The following is a 17,785-nucleotide window of genomic DNA, read 5'->3' as shown; positions in this document are numbered from 1 at the left end:
TTTGGTTTTTGGTGGATGAATTGAATCAGCAAGATAAGCTGGTCATCGCTTCTCGCTGCTTGACTCTCTGGGATTCCCTTTCGCGGTGGTGTAATTGCCATCCGGTTCGGATAACTTCTGCACCATGATCCTGCCATCTGCGATCTCGACTTCGACGGTATCCCCTATCCTGAATCCAAACCGTTCAAGATACTTCCCGGCGATCCGAATGACCGGATGAGGCTTAGCTAACTTGTCCTCGTAAAAAGCATACTGGACCTTCCGAAGTTTTCTCATCCCTCCGTTATTGTCCATTGGCTTCAACCTCTTCCAGCTTTTCAGCTTTTGGTTTCATTCCTCTGGTTAACGGACAGACGTCTCGATATTCGCAATCCTTGCACCAGTACCCTGGTCTCGGATGGAATGTGCCTACCTTGATGGCCTTCAGGACTTCCTTGACAAGGAAGAAGAAAGCCTCGTAGTTGACACTACTCCGTACGGTCTCGAACGTCGCGATCTTCGGCTTCTTGTTCTTCACGAAGTTCACGATTCTGAACCCTTTCGGCGGCTTGTGGAAAAGCTGCTCGTAGGCATAACCGTAGGCGGTCAGCTGAAGATGATTATCGACATCGTCCTGGTTCATGGTTGAAGCGGAAGTCTTGTAGTCGGTTATCGTATCGTCAGATTCAATGACATCGAAGAACCCCTCGAAGGTGATCCCAAGGTTTTCCTTGGTTCTTGGATTCACAAGAGGAACCGTAAACGGAACTTCCGTCCCTTTCACCGGATTCCTTGGTTCTTCGAGGAACATCTGGAGCATCTGCTTAGCAAGAATGATGAGTCCTAATTCTCTCTCGCTATCCTTGAAACGTATCTCCATGTCGGTCTTCTGGCTGTACCAGTCGGCATCGAAGATCCTCAAAACCAGGTCGGGTGATACCTTCTTCCCCTTCATTTCCTGCTTGTGTAACCAAGAAATGGTTGAGTGAAGAGCAGTTCCAAATGCCAACCCGGACGATTTGAAAGGCTTGGGAAGTTTATCAACGTACGAGTACCTGTACTTGAGACCGCAGAGAAGAAAGAGGTTGATCTGGCTGCTAGAAAGATGATCCATCTTCCCCTCCATTTCCGGGAACCTTAGTGGATTCTCCGTCATTTTCCTCCTTCAGAAGGTCCTCGATCATTCGGCTTGCTTCGAGCTTAGTGACCTCTTTCAAAGTCTTGACCTTAAAAAGATTCTTCAGTTCGTCATGAGCCGCTTCTCCAGTCTTTTCGCGCATGGCCATAATTCGGAAGAGATATTTCTTCTGAGGTTCCGTCATCATCTCTTCGGTCGTCGTTTTCCCGTTACCGTTCCGAGGCTTCATTCCGTTTCCACCTGAGGGAACCGGCGACTTTGATGTGGAAGGATTTGCCGACGGTTGTGACTTCACCGTGTCTTCGCCTTCCGAGAGTAGGCTCTCAACAATCCTGAGTTGGAATAACGGCTCTCCTTTCGGGGTCTGAACCTCGATGAGCTTAGTCGTCTTTTTCATATCAGTTCTCCTTTTGTTAATTATTCTGATATGAATCGTACCGTCATGGCACAAGGCCCATAAGGCGGGCAATTTTGCTTCACCCGTCAATTATGCCTCTCTTATGTGAGGGTTAACCGAGGCTCTATCATCCAAACATGGATGAAAAAGATTCAACCAAACAGCAGGTCACCCCCGTCGCTGTCACGAATTGGCGTGACATAAGGAAGAAATTCGGAATCAAACAGAAGAACCGGAGGGGGCACATGTATATCATTGGGAAGACGGGCACTGGAAAGTCGAGCCTCATAGCTAACATGGCCGCCTCTGACATAGCTCAAGGAAATGGACTCGCCATTCTTGATCCCCATGGAGACCTAGCTGAATCATTGCTCCATCATGTTCCGAAGGAACGGATTAGAGATGTCATATATTTCAATCCTGGAGAGCTTGAGTATCCGATAGCTTTTAATCCTCTAGAAGATATTTCAAAGGATTTTCATCACCTCGTTGTATCGGGGCTTATTTCTGTTTTCAAAAAGATATGGTCTGAATTCTGGGGGCCGAGGCTGGAACACATACTTCGTTACTCACTATTCACTCTCTTGGAATACCCTGGTGCCACGCTTCTCGACATCACGAGGCTCCTCACCGAAGTTGGGTTCAGGAACAAGGTATTGGGCTACGTTAAGCGTCCTGAGATACGGGCTTTCTGGACTTACGAGTTCGATAAATACAGCCAATGGCTTAGGTCGGAAGCTGTAGCTCCCATCTTGAATAAGGTGGGACAGTTCCTGACAAGCCTCCCCTTGCGGAATGTTGTGGGACAAAGCAAGAACACGTTCGGTCTCAAAGACGTGATGGATACGGGAAAAATCCTTATCGTGAATCTTGCCAAAGGGAAGGTCGGAGAAGACTGCTCGTCGCTCTTGGGTTCAATGATAGTCACGGAGATATTCCTCTCGGCATTGAGTCGCGTCAACACATCTGAAGACAAGCGCAGGTCTTTCTATCTCTATGTCGATGAGTTCCACAACTTCGTGACCACCTCGTTCGCGGATATTCTTAGCGAATGCCGCAAGTATGGTTTGAACTTGGTGCTCGCCCACCAGTATATAAACCAGCTCCACGAAAAAATAAGAGATGCGGTATTCGGTAATGTAGCCTCTATGATAATGTTCAGGGTCGGGGCGGAGGATGCTAAGTACCTTGCAAGGGAACTCCGTCCGACATTTGAGGAGTCAGACCTTTTGAACCTCCCCAACTACCACATTTATCTAAAGCTCATGGTAGATGGGGTGACTTCCCAACCGTTCAGTGCAACCACATTGCCGTTCGAGAACAGCACAACTTCGCATGAGGCAGAAATCGTAAATGAATCAAAACAGAGATACGGAAAACCGAGACAGTTGGTCGAACATGAGATACTTTCCAGATACAGAATCGACGATGAAGAAAAGCCGAAAGGAACTTCTGGATCGGCTCAGCATCGACTCTTTTAGCCATGGCGTATGTTCAAGATTCCTGACAAACTCAGGAAAGATTTCTTTCCCGTTGGTGCCGGGGGCGTGTTCCATGGCGATGCCTTGGAGGTACTGAGGAGGTTGCCCGACAGGATTGTTCAATGCTGCATTACAAGCCCTCCATATTGGTCAATGAAAGATTATGGGGTACCGGGTCAGATCGGGCTTGAGAAATCACCAGAGGAATACATCGAAAAGCTTGCTTATGTGCTCCATGAAGTGCGGCGCGTGATGAAAGACGACGGTACATTGTGGCTCAATCTTGGTGACACTTATTGTCGGGGCGGAAAGAGCTGCGGACTGAGGCCGAAAGAACTTGTGGGGATTCCCTGGAGAGTGGCCTTTGCGCTCCACAAAGGGGGCTGGTATCTCCGCTCCGACATAATATGGCACAAGCCCGATGCGATGCCGGAAGGCGTAAACGACAGACCGACCAGGGCCCACGAATATATTTTTCTCCTGACCAAAAGCAGGAATTATTATTACAACCCCGATGAGATCAGGGAACCGCACAAACTGGTGAGTCTAAAGCGGATGACATACAAGTATCAAGGCTACCGAAAGGCAAAGTCACTTTCATCTCTCCCACATTATCGGAACCCCGACCGCATGTGCCATCCTTTGGGGCGAAACAAGCGGTCGGTGTGGACTATTCCGAAGCGTGGCTTCAGGGGAAACCACTCAGCGACGTTCCCGCATCAAATCCCCGAAACCTGCATCAAGGCCGGAAGCAAGACCGGCGACATCGTACTCGATCCGTTTGCCGGATCGGGAACGACTTTGGAAACAGCTGCAAGGCTAGATAGAGTCCCGCTTGGGATTGAACTAAACGAACGATACATCAAGGAACTCATTATGCCTTCAGTGCCAGAGACGGCTTGATTCTCAATAAGGAAGGTGGATAACTTTGGATGAAAATGGGCAACATTCAAAAAGGAAATAAACAACATATGTCGTATATCATGGTTGTATTTCGGGAAAAATGACATAATGTCAGAGTTCAGTAGTTGCCATTTATACTCCAAGACTATAGACAAAGGGATTGTCATTGAATGGCTGGAAGTTCATAGATTTCATGAAAGGTTTTTACGCCGCCGTTCAACTCATGAACAGGGCGGGCGATAACGGCTACTTTGTTGAGTTCGTATGTCTTGCTACATCCGTTGTTGATGCACTCTTAAGGACAGGTTTAGTCCTCAAGCATCAACTAGCCTCCAAGACCAACGACATTCCAACTCAGTTCGTCTACCAAGGCGACGATGACCGTATCATCGCAGAGCGAGCCATCTATAAGCAAGCTCTTGAAAATAACGTCATACCTCAGGATCAATTCGATCAATTGGAAGATCTCTACGCAAGAAGAAACAAAGTGGTACACACATACATCATCAGCGAAATTACCACCGATCAAGTCCTTCAAATAGCCATCGAATACCAGCAGATCATTGATGCCATTAACGCGCAAATCAGGAAGTTGGAGGATGAACAGATTCAACTCGGCGTGGGTATGACAGTGGCAGAAAATCGCTCTTCCAGCGGTCTCCAAACCACAGACATGAGTGCTGTACAGTGGCTCGTCGACGAGAAGCATGGAAACCCAAACCTTGCGAAGAATCTAAAACAACCGCCAGGCAAGAACGGCTGATAACAGGAAGCCCGACAAAGACGCTCGTCATTTTTATATTTCGTTTTAGCTTCATGACATACAGAAACTGAGCATCTTTTTCACGCCGTTTGACCTGTCAGTCTTTAGTGAACCATAATATCTTATCAACGAGTTTAAGGAACGAACAAGGAAGGGTGTGAATTGGGTGCTCAGCGACAAGTTCGGCATTCCTGTTTTCAACAAATGTTCTGAAGTCGCCGAAATCGGGGGCAGAAAACAGATCCCGCAGCATCTCTCCGAAACCAACGAACGTGGTAGCGTACCCCCATATATCCATGACTGTCTTAACTCGGCTGTCGAGAATCCAAAATGAAATTGGCTGAACAAAGTGGAGAAGCTTGGAAAGCGTAACGTTGGGCAACAGCAAGTCTCGGTTCATCTGCTCGGAAAAGTGTTGTCGCAACTCTTGAAATGAGTTTGCTATTTGGTCTACAGTTTGGATTGTCGCCTCAGGTAGGCCATGAATTTCCTCCAAATGTTGAAAGAGTATTGGAGCGAACTCGTCGCCGTTGAAGGGCGGCTTTCGATGCAAACGATAGCTTTGAATCAATGTGTCTATTGCATGGGCCAGGGATTGAATATTATTTGCAGCCGTGAAGGCATTGAGGAGGTTGAGGTCAACGTTTAAGAGTTTGTTACTTCGGTTGTAGCGTGACAGCTGCTCACAACAATCAACCGTGAGGAGCAGCCCCCTACTCGCGCCGGTAAGTAGGTAGTTTGTTGGTTGTCGTATGATTTTGACTGACATATTATTCACCCCTCAGCGCAAATGGCGTAGAACGTATTGCAGAAGAAAGTCGTGGCGTTCTCCTTCTTCATCTAATGTGCGCGCCATGAAGCGAACTCCAAACATAGAAATGATGAGCGTCTTTCTTCTGCATGTTAGCCCCCGTTTGCGAGTCCCACATAGTAATTAAGATCGTCGTTTAAAAGCCCGAGCTTATGATCTAGTCCGTAAAGGAGACGCTGCGTTTCGTCCATTGACGATTCAACTTCTTGGAGGGTCGGACGGTAAGCTCGCTTGTGGACAACTTGGTGTCGGAACGTCATAACAAACGGGTTCTTCAGATCGACCAGGAGTTGCGAAAGGGCTTTGTCAGACAGCGTTCCGATTGAGTCGTCGGAGGGACATGTGGTTTTGCTTGGAAGACAGTTAATAAAAACTTCAGCTTCGGATAAGTCTCTCAAGTTCGGGGGGCCAACGATCATGTTCATAAACACGTTTGATAGTGGATTGAAGGTAAACTTTTTGGTCTTGCAGTAGAGGAGCTCAAACAAGCGATTGAGGTGGTCCAGGTCATGGGTTCCCTCTTTAGCATAAGGTTTATACAGGAGTTCGACCCGCAAGAACAGGCTCAAGTACACCTCGAACGCCTGAGCAAGGTTGAGAATGCAGTAAGCATAATGTTTCTGGGACTTGAGGGCGTGGCAGTCAACGATAAGCATTTGCCAAGCGGGGTTGACGAGATCACCTCCGATGAAGAAGGACTTCGCGCAATCTGCTTTCTGGCAGGTCACTTGTAGCCGCGCGATCGGCTCGAATGACTGGAAATCGGTGGCACGGTTGAAGGTGTTGGGAAAGCCACAGTACGGACAATCGACATAGAAATTCTCATAGGTAGATGATTTCCTTCGGACGAAAGGGATCGCAGCGTCTCCTATCATATGAATTCCTCCCGCAAATGGCGGCTAACTACCATAATCACCCACTACGTTCTTACTTCCAATCTGGCTGTAAAACTGTATTACGTTTTTATTCTTCTTATCTCTTTCCACGTCGCCCATTTTTCTCCAAACCTATTTCTTTTACCCATGAAGGACAAATCAGCTATATGAAATCAAGTCCACTTGAGATGAACGAGAGTGCATCACAAACTGTTTCAATATAGTGTCGTTTGAAAAAGGAATCGAGTCTTTGAACTTGGCAACAAGCCTCAAAGTAATAGCCCCACCATCATGGTGAGGCTAATGTGATCAGATCTCATCTCCTGCGAAGGTCACCCATCCGGATGGCCCACCACGCTCGTTCATTCGATTCACTTCTTCCCGTATCGCCTGCAGTTTCTCATTGAAGTTCTTCAAACCGGTTGACAAATCCTTCGAGTGATAGTACAAGGCCTCGTCGTCAATCAGGGAAAAGTCAACGAAGTTTTCGGCAAGCTTGACCGTCTTGCAGACGAGGACATGATTCTTGAACCCGGCGAACTGTGTCTTGCAGCTACATGCAGGATACCCGTGTATCACATCGGGATATTTTTCGTCGAATTCGTAGCAGAAGAGTTCCTTTGTTTTTAGGTCAAAGACGAAATCCAGAGGATCACAATTCTTGTGAGGATAAAGGATTATTCCTTTGACGTGAGTGTCCAAAGTGAAATGCGGATATTCTCCCCTCCTGAAGAATTCTCGTACCGGGTTCGCAAAGGGCGAATCGATGATCCTGTAATATCCGTTGGAATTGGCAGAGACCATGGCGGGGAAGAATTCGATGTGAAACCTTTCCTTTTCCTCCTCTGTGGGGATGCGGCTGCAAATCTCTCCCCAACTTGGATAGAAGTTCCCTTTCAGGTCTTCATCGACCAGCTTTAATCGCCAACGAAGGGCAGTGGCCCGATCAAGCAAAGCCCTCACGAGTTCACTGATCGACTCAGGACTTTTCGCCTTGCCTGCGTAGAAAATCTTGATTCCCATTTCCAATCTCCTTTCTTTTGGTGAACTGGAATCCAGTGTAACGAGTGAGATAGTGCTACGTAAGGTGGGCGAATCTTACTGAAGCGGCAAATTCGCCCTCCTTATGTTCATGTTCGATATGTCCTACGCTTAAGGGGAATAGTTCTTTCACAAACAAATCCCCAAGGTATATAGTCATGGCAAAAGTGAAACTTATCTGCCAGACTCCGCTCTACAAAGTGATGCTCATTCGGGAAAAGAATGTTCCGGTGCAAGAGAAAATAATCAGGAAGCCTGAAGATGCCGCAGGGATTGCGACCGAGTATCTGAAGGGTGCCGACCGGGAACACCTTGTCGGACTCTACCTCAGTACAGCGAATAAGCTCATCGCGATCCACACGATCTCCATCGGAATCCTCAACGCTTCGCTCGTCCATCCAAGAGAGGTCTTCAAGATGGCGATCATGGTGAATGCCGACTCGGTTATCGTTGCGCACAACCACCCGTCAGGAAATTTAGAACCGTCACGGGAAGATATCGATATAACCAAACAGTTGAAGGATGCAGGAAAGATTCTCGACATTGAACTCCGTGACCATCTTGTTGTTTCCGATGGGTGCGGTTACATGAGCTTCAAAGAGCGGGGACTAATCTGAAAACCTGAATGACACCATTCATTCAGGTTTTTATTTTTGAAATGGTATATCCTCCCCAAAACATATCTCACCGGCTATCGAACAAATCTGTGAACTTTCCTTGAGTGTCGAGCGGAGTGACACGTCTGAGCGAGAACAAAGCAATGATGGATTCCTGTTACGTTATTGCGAGACAATCGTAATGAAAGATCATTCGTTTTCAAATTAAAAGCCTTACCAATCGGTAAGGCTATATACCATCATATCTCGTCTCCCGATTTGGCCGACAATCCGTGCTTCTTAGCGACATCGTTGAGAAGTTTTCCGAAGTTCCTGATGCTGAACTTCAGTTCGTTGAAGTTCTTGATTCCGACCAGAAGGTCTCTGGTGTGGTAGTACTCGGCTTCGTCCTTGATCTTAGAGAAATCGACATACTTCTCGGCAAGTCTGATTGTCTCGCAGACCAAGACGTGGGTCTTGAATCCGGCACACTGAGTCTTCGACCAGCATGAGTTGTAACCATATATGACTCCTGGTTTGTCGTCAGCGATTTGATAGCTCGCAAGCTCAAGTGAATTCAGGTCGAACACGAACTCCAAGGGTTCGCACTTTTCGTGAGGATAGAGAATTATCCCTTTGACGTGGGTGTCAATCTTGAATGTCGGGTATCGTCCCTTCCTGAACGCCTCACGGTAGCTCTCTGCGAACGGCGTGTCGATGATCCTGAAATAGCCGTTACAGTCGGATGAAACCATGTTCGGGAAGAATTCGATCTTGCTCTCCTTGATCATGTCCTCCGACGGGATGAATCCGTAGCCGATTCCCCAGTTAGGGTAGAACCTCCCGATGACATCACGGTTGACCAGCGATGTTCGCCAGCCCATGATCCTTGCCCGTCCTGTCATTGCATTTATGAGTTCGCCGATTGCGGCGAGGCTCTTTGCCTTACCGGCGTAATGGATAGTAATTCCCATAATCTTATCTCCTTTTTTTGATGAACTGAAGTCCATCGTACCAAGTGAGATAAGGGCACGTAAGGTGGGCGAATTTTACGAAAGTGACAACTCGCTTATCCGCCGCTTTGCTCTTGGCAAATCGTGAATAGCTAGTTAGTCTTGTGTTTTGTTGGATCTAATAAGCTGGCACAGCAGCGAGCAAGATGGAACATCATGAGGGAAATTGATTGGATTGGTTGAATGAGATTGGGGGGTGAGACGAATAAAAACCAGCCTGTTGGTTAGGCTGGTCAGAACGTACTATCCAAGTACTGCGTCGGGGGTTAGAACTTCAATGTCAGGGTACTTTGAAAAGTCGTCTGCGTTGTAGGTGTATATCCGTCTTATGCCATTGGAAAGCATGGTAGCTACGATTTGCAGGTCATAGATTTCTTGGCGAACGACGTTGTATCGCTTGAGGAAATCCAAGACAGTGAGTTCGGTATCCAGCTGAGGATGTATTTTCAATATCCTTCCCGAATGAAAATACTTCTCCATTTCGAGCCTCGCTTCTGCCTGGGTAAACGGAGATTCTATTTGTTTCGGGTTCGTCACGTTGGCATAGAATTCGTGAAGCACCTGAGGTGTAATGCAAAGCGATAATTCTCCCCTCAACCCTTTGTCCCGAAGTGCGACCGCTGCTTTATGGAATGGCGAGCTGTCGTTTGCGGCATAGATAAGAACGTTTGTGTCGAGTAGAGCAGTTTCAGAAGTCATACATTTCCTTTCGGCTAAGCGTACCCTTGATCTTGCCCATCGGCTTGCTCAGGAAATCGATATTCTCCGGTCCTTCATCTTTCTCTCGCTTTGTTTCCTCATCTCGGCGGAAGAGTTCCACGATCTTCTGGATAATATTGACTTTTTCCTCCGGCAGATCGTGAACGTCAATGTTGGTGGTCATTTCCGTTCCTCCTTTTATAGGTTTGGTTATAGAATTTTTACTCATATATGCATGCCAAATATTATGGCCTTTATTTCAATTTACCATACCCACGATAGCAACTCAAGACACCTATGTCAACTTTTTGAAAGTAAACCGGTCCAACAAATTAGGAAGCAACTGTCTGAATTTCTTGATGTGAGATTGGAAACAGCCAAAACAAAAACCAGCCGTTTGGTCAAGGCTGGCGAGAAGGCGTATTCAATAACGCTCCGATCCGAAAATATTTATCCTTTAGTCTCCTCTTTCTGATTCGGCAATGGCATAATAATATTCCAGAAACTGCGAGGAAGATAAACGTTCTCCAATCCGCTGCAATTCTCAAATAACGGTGCGATCTCACTCGGTGTAAATCCAGCGAGACCACATCCGATCTCAGTCACGAGAAATTTCAATTCCGGGTGCTTCTTGGCAAATTCATAGAACCTCTCAACATACTGGTTCACTTCACGAATTGAAAGCTTTCTCGTAATGTTCGCGTTCATGGTAGGGATGGCATAGGTCTGTCCTTGCAACCCGCTTGCTCGTCCGTAAACTGCTCCCCACTTGAAAGCAGTTTTTGCCGCACCTTTTCCGTGCCGTCCACCCTCATTGGAACCGAAAACAAATATCTCGTTCGCTTGCAACTCAGTAATATTATCACTTGAAATGTTCATGGCAATTCAACTTCCTTTCTTTTAATGAGCTGGTATCCATCTTATCAAGTGGTTGGTGAACATAATAAGATGGGCAAATTCTGCTAAAGCGGCAACCTCCATTTTTGATACTTGTATCGGTCAAAATTGGTCTCTATATTTTTCCGTAACTTCTTCTGGAGGGATATGAAATGAACAATGGAAAATCAAATGGCCAAGCAAAGAACGTCGGAATCTGGATTCGGGTCTCAACCGAGGACCAGGCTAAAGGCGAAAGCCCCGAACATCACGAGAAACGTGCCCGATATTATGCCGATTCCAAAGGCTGGAATGTCCTTGAGGTGTACCATCTTGAAGCGGTGTCGGGTAAATCAGTCAAAGAGCATCCCGAAGCACAGAGAATGCTAAGCGACATCAAGTCGGGACATGTAACGGGGTTGATATTTTCCAAATTGGCCCGCCTTGCCCGGAACACTAAGGAACTTCTTGAGTTCGCGGACTTTTTCCGTGACCACGATGCTGATCTCATATCCTTGCAGGAATCAATTGACACCTCTTCACCATCGGGAAGGTTTTTCTATACCATGATCGCCGCCATGGCTCAATGGGAAAGAGAAGAAATTGCCGACAGGGTTGCGGCATCTGTGCCTATCAGGGCAAAGCTTGGCAAGCGATTAGGAGGTGCCTCCCCCTTAGGATACCAATGGGTCGAAAATAAGCTTGTCATAGATTCCAAGTGGGCCCCCATCCGGAAACTCGTTTATGACCTTTTCATCGAGAAAAGAAGAATCAAGGTCGTTGCAAGAGAACTCAATAACCGCGGATACCGTACCCGTGTCGGGAAGAAGTTCACCCATGCAACGGTGAAGCGCATCCTCCGCGATCCGAGCGCGAAAGGTCAGTACCGTGCCAATTACACCCATACCTTGGGGAAAGGTAATAAATGGGAGTTCAAGCCCGAAACGGAATGGATATATACCGAAGTCGAACCCATTGTCTCCCCAGAAATATGGGATGAATGCAACCGCATCCTCGACGAGCAGCAAAAGAAGGTCGTCCCGAAATCAAAACCATCCTTGTACCTTTTCACCGGATTCATCTCTTGTGTTTGCGGGGAAAGGATGAAAGTACCATCCAAATCAAAGAGCTATACCTGCAAGAAATGCAAGAATCGGATCAATATCGACGACCTTGAAACCATCTTTCAAGAGCAGCTCAAATCTTTCGTGTTCTCGGAAAAAGACATAAAGGAATATTTTGAAAAAACCGATGAGGCAATGAAGGAAAAAGAGAAGCTTTTGAAATCCCTCGAAGATGAATCGAAAAGGCTGAGGGAAGAAATGAACCAAATTGTGAGATTGTACCTTGACCATACGATGAGCCAAGAGGCGGTCGGCTCCCATTACCGTCCCCTGGAAGAACGTGCTAAATCAATAGCCGATGAAATACCGAAGATTCAAGCGGAAATTGATTTTATAAAAATAGAGAAGATTTCCCGGGACGAAGTGGTGTATGAAGCGAAGGACCTACAAAGCCACTGGAAGGATATGACCTTCAACGAGAAAAGAATAATCGTTGAAACTATCACTGAAAAGATAATCGTATCCTCTGACGAGGTTTCCATTCATTTATCTACGCTTCCTCAAGCCCTCAATTCGGCATCATTGGTAACGTATCCTTTAGGATAGTTTTGGGACAAGTTAAATTCGTGTATTTCGGTACGTGGTTTCACCCCTTCATCAATTATGGAGAAAAGAAAAGCTCTCCCACAGATGTGTGAGTATCCTCCGGACACGGATTCCCAAACAGCGACGCTGGAGGTAAAATTCCAAGTCGTTTCTGCAACGATGGAATCACATAAAAAAAGTATCCCCATCGATGGATTGTGTCCACTTGCAAACGTACTTGCTGTATCATGGACGGTAAATACAATAGAAGTATCTTTTGATGTTTGCGTTTCCCAGATCCAGAACTCACCGGGACCGGAAAAAGGACCAAAGTAAGAGGGATGGACTGTTGACACATCATAACTAAAATTGTTAATTGAGTCGGTGGTCCAGGAATCTGACCAAGGGTCGCAAGACAGAAAATGTGCCTTTGAAATGCCTAATGATTCAACATCAAATGTGAAAAACGGATTGTACCAGTCGTACATCGAGGCTACGTCACGAATATTTCCGTCAAATCTTATTGTGTCTCCACAAAGCATTGACGGTGGCACGACAGATGTTATCTTACCTGTCGCGAGACAAACCTTACCCGTGGCAGAATCCAAAGTCGTCCAAACGAATTTGTTATTCTTGCTTACGTCATATTCAACGGAATCAAAATTGGACACAACCAGAGTTTCGGGTCTTGTCAGATGTTCTCCATCAAATATTGAGTAGAGAACGGCATTGCTCTTTCTCCACATTGCTATAAGTTCCGAGCCCGACAAAGTCCGAATCTTCACACTCCTGTTGCTCAGTGAATCTGAAGTAAGTGCTTGTGGTTGAGACCAACCGGCGCTGTCGTTGTCCGATATGCAGTACCATATATTCCAAATTCCACTTAGTTTCTTCTGCCATGCCGCCAGGGTAGTTGTAACGTAATTTCCTCCTTCATATGTCGACAACGAACAAACGTCGGGAGATTCCTGCTCTGTATCCAGAGATGCAGGGGATATTGTCGTGGCAGATGAATCCCATGCCTCACGGCTGCTCCAATACCTGATTGCGGCTATGGAATTTCCATGGCCTTGGTTTCTTTCAAAGATTACCCATCCGAACGTTGGATCAAAAAACGAAGTTCCCCCAATTCCGCCGTGGTCAACTTGTGGTGAATGATCATCGTAAACTCCAGATGTCACGGTATCAATCTTCAGCCACTGGCCAAGTGCGGGCATGGTAAGGATCAATAACATTAATACCGGCAAACACATCGACTTTCTCATGACTTCCTCCTAGCTTTGTCATTTAACCGGAACCATTTGTATCGTCCCATCGCCCTAGGTAAAATCAGAATTTATTTCAGGAGCATCAATTTCTTTGTAGCTAGGTAATTCCCCGCGTTCATCCGACAGAAATAAACTCCGCTTGCGAATTTGCTTCCGTCGAATTTCACTTCGTATGTTCCGGGCATCTTCTTCTCATCTACGATTGTCGCCACTTCCCTCCCAAGCACATCATAAATCTTCAATGTAACGTGGCTCATGGCCGGTATTCGATAACTGATCGTCGTCGATGGGTTGAAGGGATTCGGATAGTTCTGGAATAACGTGAAACTGCTCGGAGCATCAGGCTTCATATCTCCGACGGACGTGATTTTGTCGATATCCAACATTGTCCCGTAGACGTCGAACCCATTGCCGGGTGTGCGGGATTCCGACCAGGAAACAAGGAGCTTGTTCCCGTTTTGACATGAAATCGGATCAAGCCGTGGAATATCGTCTCCTGATGAGACGAGAAGAGGATCAATTCTCGGGAGTCCCTGACTATTGAAGGTTCTCACATATATCTGATTCCCTTTCCGGGTCAGAACTAAGAAATAATCATCCGACAGCCTTCTGCAGGAAATGAAATTGACAAAATCAGAAATTGGAAATGTTCCGACGAGAGTGTCGCCCGTCGGAGAAACAATTGTGCCATGGTAGAAATCAGAGGTGTATGTACTCTCTGAAAGCAGAAGGAACCGGTTGTTGCCCAGGTAGGTCCCTGACGGAGCAACTGCCTCACCACCGACCAGATTGAGCGACTTCGTTACCAGTCTGATCTCATTATTGTATCCGACCCAAAAGGAACTATCGGTGTCTTCTATGATCTGCAGGTAAGACGGTTTGCTTGTCGTAGGTATGCTGATCTCATTGTACTTCCAATTCGGCAAAACCCGCCTCAACTTTAGAATGTTGCCGTCCGTGGAAAGAATGAGGAAAGAAGTATCTTTCATCACCATTGCCACTTCCGAATACCCACTCCTGATAACGGTGTCCGTTCTCTCGAGCGAGAAATTAGAGTCGTAGACTTTGTATCCATATGCGACCGCTGTGTCGCTCGGGTTGAAAGCTACGAGTTGAATGGAGTGCCCGCCCGGAAGAAAGAGGAGGTTATCTCCCGGGACCATAACTGAATTCGTCACAGGAATTCCGTCATTGCTTATCCGCCTCCCTAGAACATGCTTTTCGTTGTTCCATGTTATGAAAAAGGAGTTGTCGTCGTAACTCGCCGAATTTGACACGAGATCATTGCCGCCGGCAAGATTGTCACTCACCTTCTTGAGCCACTGAAGCGAAAAATCACGGTAGTCATTTAAGTATATCTCGCCGCCAACAGTGGTGGGAAGAAGAAATGACTGATCGGACATCGTCGCGAACCATTTTCCCAGAGTAAAGCTCAAATCGGTTGTGGTATCATGAACGACATCGCCGCTCAAATTCCCATCCCTATCAAAATTCAAAACGGAATTGTAAAGGACGGTTGCACCTCCGTCGCCTCTTCCGATAGAGACAAAGATGGAGAACCTTCCATCAACGACTGGACTTCGAGCAAAATTTCTGATCCATGAATATGAATTTACTGATGTCGGCGTGCGCGAGGCAAGAGCAGTCACGCTAGTAGTCCCAACTGCGGAGCCGAGGCGATCAACCTTCCAATATCTTATCGCACTAGAATCTCTGTCGAGCGCGAAAACCTCGTACAGAGAATCTGATACGGGAACGCCGGTCAGATCATCATATTGCCAGCGGTGACTTGCTCCAAAGAAATCTCGATTCTTCAGAATTACATTTCTTCCCAGCACGGAATCGTTCGAATTAAAAAAAGTCCCTGCGATGCCACGGATCGTGTCGGCACGAGGATCGACTGCATAATAAACCACGGCGAAATCTTCCCTCGAATTGAAACAAGCAGAAACATTTACAGGAGCGATGGAATCGGGGGGCGGATATACTCCGCCCAAGTTCCAGGTCCAGAGCGTGTCGCCGGTCCATTCTCGTTTTGCCAATGACAGATTTCCGTCTGCGTCAAATGCGTCCAGGTATCCGCCGGAAAAAGGTTTCAAGTCGTAAGAAATGCCGAGCCAACCGGTCCCACACCAGGGGATGTAAGTCTGTCCCAGTGTGACCGAGTCACTCCAGCTCCCATCTGATTTACACAACCTCGCGACGAGGTAAAGCTGCTCGTCATCGAAGTACGGATCGTAGCTCATGTCTTCCTCACCAAGCACAAGGAAGGAATTGTCCGGAGCAAAAGCGACGTCGGCGTCCGAGTAAATGTGAAAATTGTTTCCAACGGAGTTCCCAACGGAATCGAACAGTTGAGCGTAATATTCGACAGGTCCATTTCTGTAATCCTGCCAGATAACAAGGAACCTTTTATCCCCATCGGGGAAGATAAGCGGGTAACTGTGATTGAAGCGACAGGAAGTGTCCTCCTGGCTTATTGGAAAGTTTTGCGGGCTTTGCTGCGCCTGACCCGATGCAGCTGCCATGATAAAAGATATCAGCAGGCATATCGACTTTTTCATACCTACCTCCTAACTTTGATAGTGATTAGAAGTTTGAGCGTCGTCCCGTGACCCTATTTAAAATCAGAGTTCATTTCAGAAGCATCAATTTCTTTGTAGCTAGGTAATTCCCCGCGTTCATCCGACAGAAATAAACTCCGCTTGCGAATCTGCTCCCGTCGAATTTCACTTCGTATGTTCCGGGCATCTTCCTTTCATCCACGATTGTCGCCACTTCCCTGCCGAGCACATCAAAAATTTTCATTGTAACGTGACTCATCTCTGGTATTTGATAACTGATCGTCGTCGAAGGATTGAAGGGATTCGGATAGTTCTGTGACAACATGAAACTAGTTGGAAGGGTTGACCCTGTTTCTTTGACTCCAACGATATCATCGTTGATCTTCTTGCTCCACTTAAGTGTAAGCCCCTGATAAGCGATCAGGTAAATGTCACTATCTTTGACAGCTGGAACCAACAGAACTGAGTCGGGAGTCACAAACAAATATTTCTGATTTAGGAAATTGATGGTTGTATCCTCCAACATCATTCCTGTCGGATCACCATTCCCATCAAAGTTGAGAACCGAATTGTAGTTCCGTGGAGCGCTAGTGCCAGACTCGTATACAGTTATCACCGAAGAAAATCTATCTTTTATCAAGGGTGTTAAGGCAAGATTCGCGGCGTGCTCCGCTGAGACATTGTTTGCGCTTGTATCATGATACACTTCGAACGTATTGATCTTTCCGACAGTATGCCCGAAGGGATCGACCTTCCAATAGCTCAAAGCAAAAGAATAAGGATCATAATCAAAGAGTTCGTAAAGAGAATCAGCTAAAGGAACGATCGTGAGTCTCTCATCCTGCCACCAACCCAGGTCGAGGTTGGACAAAGTATCCGATCTTAATAGGACGTTCGTCGCGAGAGTATCGCCATTCTTGTCGAAGAAAGAGCCCATGATCTCATAGATCGGAATGTTAGAAGAACCCTGAAATCTGGCGTTAAGCCAGGCGACTGCAAAATTACCTTCTGAATCATTCGTGGCGGAATAGTTAGTCACGTAAATCACCATGTCGTATCCCGTAAACCAATTCCAGAGGCCCTTATTCGTCCAATCACTCGCGGACACTGAAAGTCTTCCGTTATCGCTTGATAAGTTGATGTAGCCATTTGCTGAGCCGAGCAAGTCGTCCTGACCTCCTGCACAGATCCCCACGCAGTCCGTGCCCGTCTCCGGGTCACCGCGGTTAAAGAAAGACAGCGACCATGTCCCATCGAGTTTGCACAGGTAACCAATAAAATTGATTTCGAAATACGGGCCGCCGATGTCAACGTCATTATACTTCTCGGTGAAAAACGAACTATCCGGAGCGAATGCAATCAGTGTATTTGAGAAGATCGGGAAGTTCTTCCCAATGGCATTTCCGAGTGAATCGAATAGCTGTGCATAGTATGCCAGGCTATCATTTCGGTAGTCGTCCCAGACAAGAAGAAAGCCATTATCGGAATTCGGAAAGAGAAGTGGATTCGAATGCCGAACTCTGTTCAGCGTGGCATTCGCATGGCTGGTTAGAAAGTTACACGAAAATTGTTGAGCTTTACCCGATGAAAGTGCAATAAAGAATGTCACCAGCAGGCATATCGACTTTTTCATACCTACCTCCTAACTTATTGCTTGAAACGACGCGGAAGTGTCATCCCTTATCCCTGTATAATATTAGGATTTCACCAGGAAAGAAGCAAATCGAAGAAC

General features: G+C 46.7%; 18 protein-coding genes. 5 read left to right on the top strand and 13 right to left on the bottom strand.

The window, feature by feature from the left end; genetic code table 11:
* Nucleotides 1-42: 42 nt before the first annotated feature.
* Genes VLX91_05750 through VLX91_05740 form a run of 3 tightly spaced genes read right to left on the bottom strand, consistent with a single transcriptional unit; the run spans nt 43 to nt 1,514 of the window.
* On the bottom strand, nt 43-294 hold the full coding sequence (locus VLX91_05750) for a SymE family type I addiction module toxin (protein HUI29700.1): 252 nt from the start codon (nt 292-294) through the stop codon (nt 43-45).
* Complete coding sequence (locus VLX91_05745; GenBank protein HUI29699.1) at nt 284-1,093, bottom strand: PD-(D/E)XK nuclease family protein; 810 nt, start codon at nt 1,091-1,093, stop codon at nt 284-286. Before VLX91_05745 ends, VLX91_05750 begins: the two co-directional genes overlap by 11 nt.
* Nucleotides 1,077-1,514, bottom strand: a complete 438-nt coding sequence (locus VLX91_05740) for a hypothetical protein (GenBank protein ID HUI29698.1) — start codon at nt 1,512-1,514, stop codon at nt 1,077-1,079. Before VLX91_05740 ends, VLX91_05745 begins: the two co-directional genes overlap by 17 nt.
* A gap of 137 nt (nt 1,515-1,651) precedes the next feature.
* Between VLX91_05740 and VLX91_05735 the strand changes: the two genes are divergently transcribed.
* From VLX91_05735 to VLX91_05725, 3 genes are all read left to right on the top strand, one after another.
* Entirely contained in the window at nt 1,652-2,995 is a 1,344-nt protein-coding gene (locus tag VLX91_05735; protein ID HUI29697.1) for a type IV secretion system DNA-binding domain-containing protein, read from the top strand.
* Nucleotides 2,996-3,004: 9 nt separating this feature from the next.
* Complete coding sequence (locus VLX91_05730) at nt 3,005-3,898, top strand: site-specific DNA-methyltransferase (GenBank protein HUI29696.1); 894 nt, start codon at nt 3,005-3,007, stop codon at nt 3,896-3,898.
* Between the two features lie 193 nt (nt 3,899-4,091).
* Nucleotides 4,092-4,661: a hypothetical protein gene (locus VLX91_05725; GenBank protein ID HUI29695.1), complete on the top strand. Its 570-nt coding sequence runs from the start codon at nt 4,092-4,094 to the stop codon at nt 4,659-4,661.
* Nucleotides 4,662-4,758: 97 nt separating this feature from the next.
* Here VLX91_05725 and VLX91_05720 read toward each other — a convergent pair whose 3' ends face one another.
* From VLX91_05720 to VLX91_05710, 3 genes are all read right to left on the bottom strand, one after another.
* A complete protein-coding gene (locus tag VLX91_05720) occupies nt 4,759-5,430 on the bottom strand; it encodes a hypothetical protein (protein ID HUI29694.1) in 672 nt (223 codons plus the stop codon).
* 134 nt (nt 5,431-5,564) lie between these two features.
* On the bottom strand, nt 5,565-6,347 hold the full coding sequence (locus VLX91_05715; protein HUI29693.1) for a hypothetical protein: 783 nt from the start codon (nt 6,345-6,347) through the stop codon (nt 5,565-5,567).
* 309 nt (nt 6,348-6,656) lie between these two features.
* Nucleotides 6,657-7,370 carry a hypothetical protein gene (locus tag VLX91_05710; GenBank protein ID HUI29692.1) on the bottom strand — a complete coding sequence of 238 codons (714 nt, stop codon included), beginning with the start codon at nt 7,368-7,370 and terminating at the stop codon, nt 6,657-6,659.
* Between the two features lie 176 nt (nt 7,371-7,546).
* Between VLX91_05710 and radC the strand changes: the two genes are divergently transcribed.
* Nucleotides 7,547-8,005: a DNA repair protein RadC gene (gene radC, locus VLX91_05705; GenBank protein HUI29691.1), complete on the top strand. Its 459-nt coding sequence runs from the start codon at nt 7,547-7,549 to the stop codon at nt 8,003-8,005.
* Nucleotides 8,006-8,244: 239 nt separating this feature from the next.
* Here the strand turns inward: radC and VLX91_05700 are convergent, their stop codons facing one another.
* The 4 genes from VLX91_05700 to VLX91_05685 all read right to left on the bottom strand — a co-directional run bounded on the left by VLX91_05700 (nt 8,245) and on the right by VLX91_05685 (nt 10,575).
* Nucleotides 8,245-8,958 (bottom strand): hypothetical protein, encoded by a 714-nt coding sequence (locus tag VLX91_05700; GenBank protein HUI29690.1) that lies wholly within the window; start codon nt 8,956-8,958, stop codon nt 8,245-8,247.
* A gap of 282 nt (nt 8,959-9,240) precedes the next feature.
* Nucleotides 9,241-9,696, bottom strand: coding sequence for a PIN domain-containing protein (locus tag VLX91_05695; GenBank protein ID HUI29689.1), 456 nt, complete (start codon nt 9,694-9,696; stop codon nt 9,241-9,243).
* On the bottom strand, nt 9,686-9,880 hold the full coding sequence (locus VLX91_05690) for a hypothetical protein (GenBank protein HUI29688.1): 195 nt from the start codon (nt 9,878-9,880) through the stop codon (nt 9,686-9,688). Before VLX91_05690 ends, VLX91_05695 begins: the two co-directional genes overlap by 11 nt.
* 266 nt (nt 9,881-10,146) lie before the next feature.
* Nucleotides 10,147-10,575, bottom strand: coding sequence for a hypothetical protein (locus VLX91_05685; GenBank protein ID HUI29687.1), 429 nt, complete (start codon nt 10,573-10,575; stop codon nt 10,147-10,149).
* Between the two features lie 170 nt (nt 10,576-10,745).
* Here VLX91_05685 and VLX91_05680 point away from each other — a divergent pair, with 170 nt between their 5' ends.
* On the top strand, nt 10,746-12,242 hold the full coding sequence (locus VLX91_05680; GenBank protein ID HUI29686.1) for a recombinase family protein: 1,497 nt from the start codon (nt 10,746-10,748) through the stop codon (nt 12,240-12,242).
* Here VLX91_05680 and VLX91_05675 read toward each other — a convergent pair.
* From VLX91_05675 to VLX91_05665, 3 genes are all read right to left on the bottom strand, one after another.
* A complete protein-coding gene (locus tag VLX91_05675; protein HUI29685.1) occupies nt 12,197-13,486 on the bottom strand; it encodes a hypothetical protein in 1,290 nt (429 codons plus the stop codon). The genes VLX91_05680 and VLX91_05675 overlap by 46 nt on opposite strands.
* 71 nt (nt 13,487-13,557) lie before the next feature.
* Nucleotides 13,558-16,053 carry a T9SS type A sorting domain-containing protein gene (locus tag VLX91_05670; GenBank protein ID HUI29684.1) on the bottom strand — a complete coding sequence of 832 codons (2,496 nt, stop codon included), beginning with the start codon at nt 16,051-16,053 and terminating at the stop codon, nt 13,558-13,560.
* A gap of 70 nt (nt 16,054-16,123) precedes the next feature.
* On the bottom strand, nt 16,124-17,686 hold the full coding sequence (locus VLX91_05665; protein HUI29683.1) for a T9SS type A sorting domain-containing protein: 1,563 nt from the start codon (nt 17,684-17,686) through the stop codon (nt 16,124-16,126).
* Nucleotides 17,687-17,785 lie beyond the last annotated feature (99 nt).

The sequence above is a fragment of the Candidatus Acidiferrales bacterium genome (assembly GCA_035515795.1).
Lineage (GTDB): Bacteria > Bacteroidota > Ignavibacteria > Kryptoniales > JAKASW01 > JAKASW01.
The sequence above is the reverse complement of the archived record's forward strand: the minus strand, read 5'-3'. Positions and strand labels throughout refer to the sequence as shown.

Excerpts from the sequence above, each read along its gene's own strand:
- VLX91_05675 (HUI29685.1), bottom strand. The coding sequence starts at position 13,486 with ATGAGAAAGTCGATGTGTTTGCCGGTATTAATGTTATTGATCCTTACC.
- VLX91_05710 (HUI29692.1), bottom strand. The coding sequence starts at position 7,370 with ATGGGAATCAAGATTTTCTACGCAGGCAAGGCGAAAAGTCCTGAGTCG.
- VLX91_05730 (HUI29696.1), top strand. The coding sequence starts at position 3,005 with ATGTTCAAGATTCCTGACAAACTCAGGAAAGATTTCTTTCCCGTTGGT.
- VLX91_05670 (HUI29684.1), bottom strand. The coding sequence starts at position 16,053 with ATGAAAAAGTCGATATGCCTGCTGATATCTTTTATCATGGCAGCTGCA.
- VLX91_05680 (HUI29686.1), top strand. The coding sequence starts at position 10,746 with ATGAACAATGGAAAATCAAATGGCCAAGCAAAGAACGTCGGAATCTGG.
- VLX91_05750 (HUI29700.1), bottom strand. The coding sequence starts at position 294 with ATGGACAATAACGGAGGGATGAGAAAACTTCGGAAGGTCCAGTATGCT.
- VLX91_05715 (HUI29693.1), bottom strand. The coding sequence starts at position 6,347 with ATGATAGGAGACGCTGCGATCCCTTTCGTCCGAAGGAAATCATCTACC.
- radC (HUI29691.1), top strand. The coding sequence starts at position 7,547 with ATGGCAAAAGTGAAACTTATCTGCCAGACTCCGCTCTACAAAGTGATG.
- VLX91_05740 (HUI29698.1), bottom strand. The coding sequence starts at position 1,514 with ATGAAAAAGACGACTAAGCTCATCGAGGTTCAGACCCCGAAAGGAGAG.
- VLX91_05665 (HUI29683.1), bottom strand. The coding sequence starts at position 17,686 with ATGAAAAAGTCGATATGCCTGCTGGTGACATTCTTTATTGCACTTTCA.
- VLX91_05720 (HUI29694.1), bottom strand. The coding sequence starts at position 5,430 with ATGTCAGTCAAAATCATACGACAACCAACAAACTACCTACTTACCGGC.
- VLX91_05725 (HUI29695.1), top strand. The coding sequence starts at position 4,092 with ATGAAAGGTTTTTACGCCGCCGTTCAACTCATGAACAGGGCGGGCGAT.
- VLX91_05690 (HUI29688.1), bottom strand. The coding sequence starts at position 9,880 with ATGACCACCAACATTGACGTTCACGATCTGCCGGAGGAAAAAGTCAAT.
- VLX91_05735 (HUI29697.1), top strand. The coding sequence starts at position 1,652 with ATGGATGAAAAAGATTCAACCAAACAGCAGGTCACCCCCGTCGCTGTC.
- VLX91_05700 (HUI29690.1), bottom strand. The coding sequence starts at position 8,958 with ATGGGAATTACTATCCATTACGCCGGTAAGGCAAAGAGCCTCGCCGCA.
- VLX91_05685 (HUI29687.1), bottom strand. The coding sequence starts at position 10,575 with ATGAACATTTCAAGTGATAATATTACTGAGTTGCAAGCGAACGAGATA.
- VLX91_05695 (HUI29689.1), bottom strand. The coding sequence starts at position 9,696 with ATGACTTCTGAAACTGCTCTACTCGACACAAACGTTCTTATCTATGCC.
- VLX91_05745 (HUI29699.1), bottom strand. The coding sequence starts at position 1,093 with ATGGATCATCTTTCTAGCAGCCAGATCAACCTCTTTCTTCTCTGCGGT.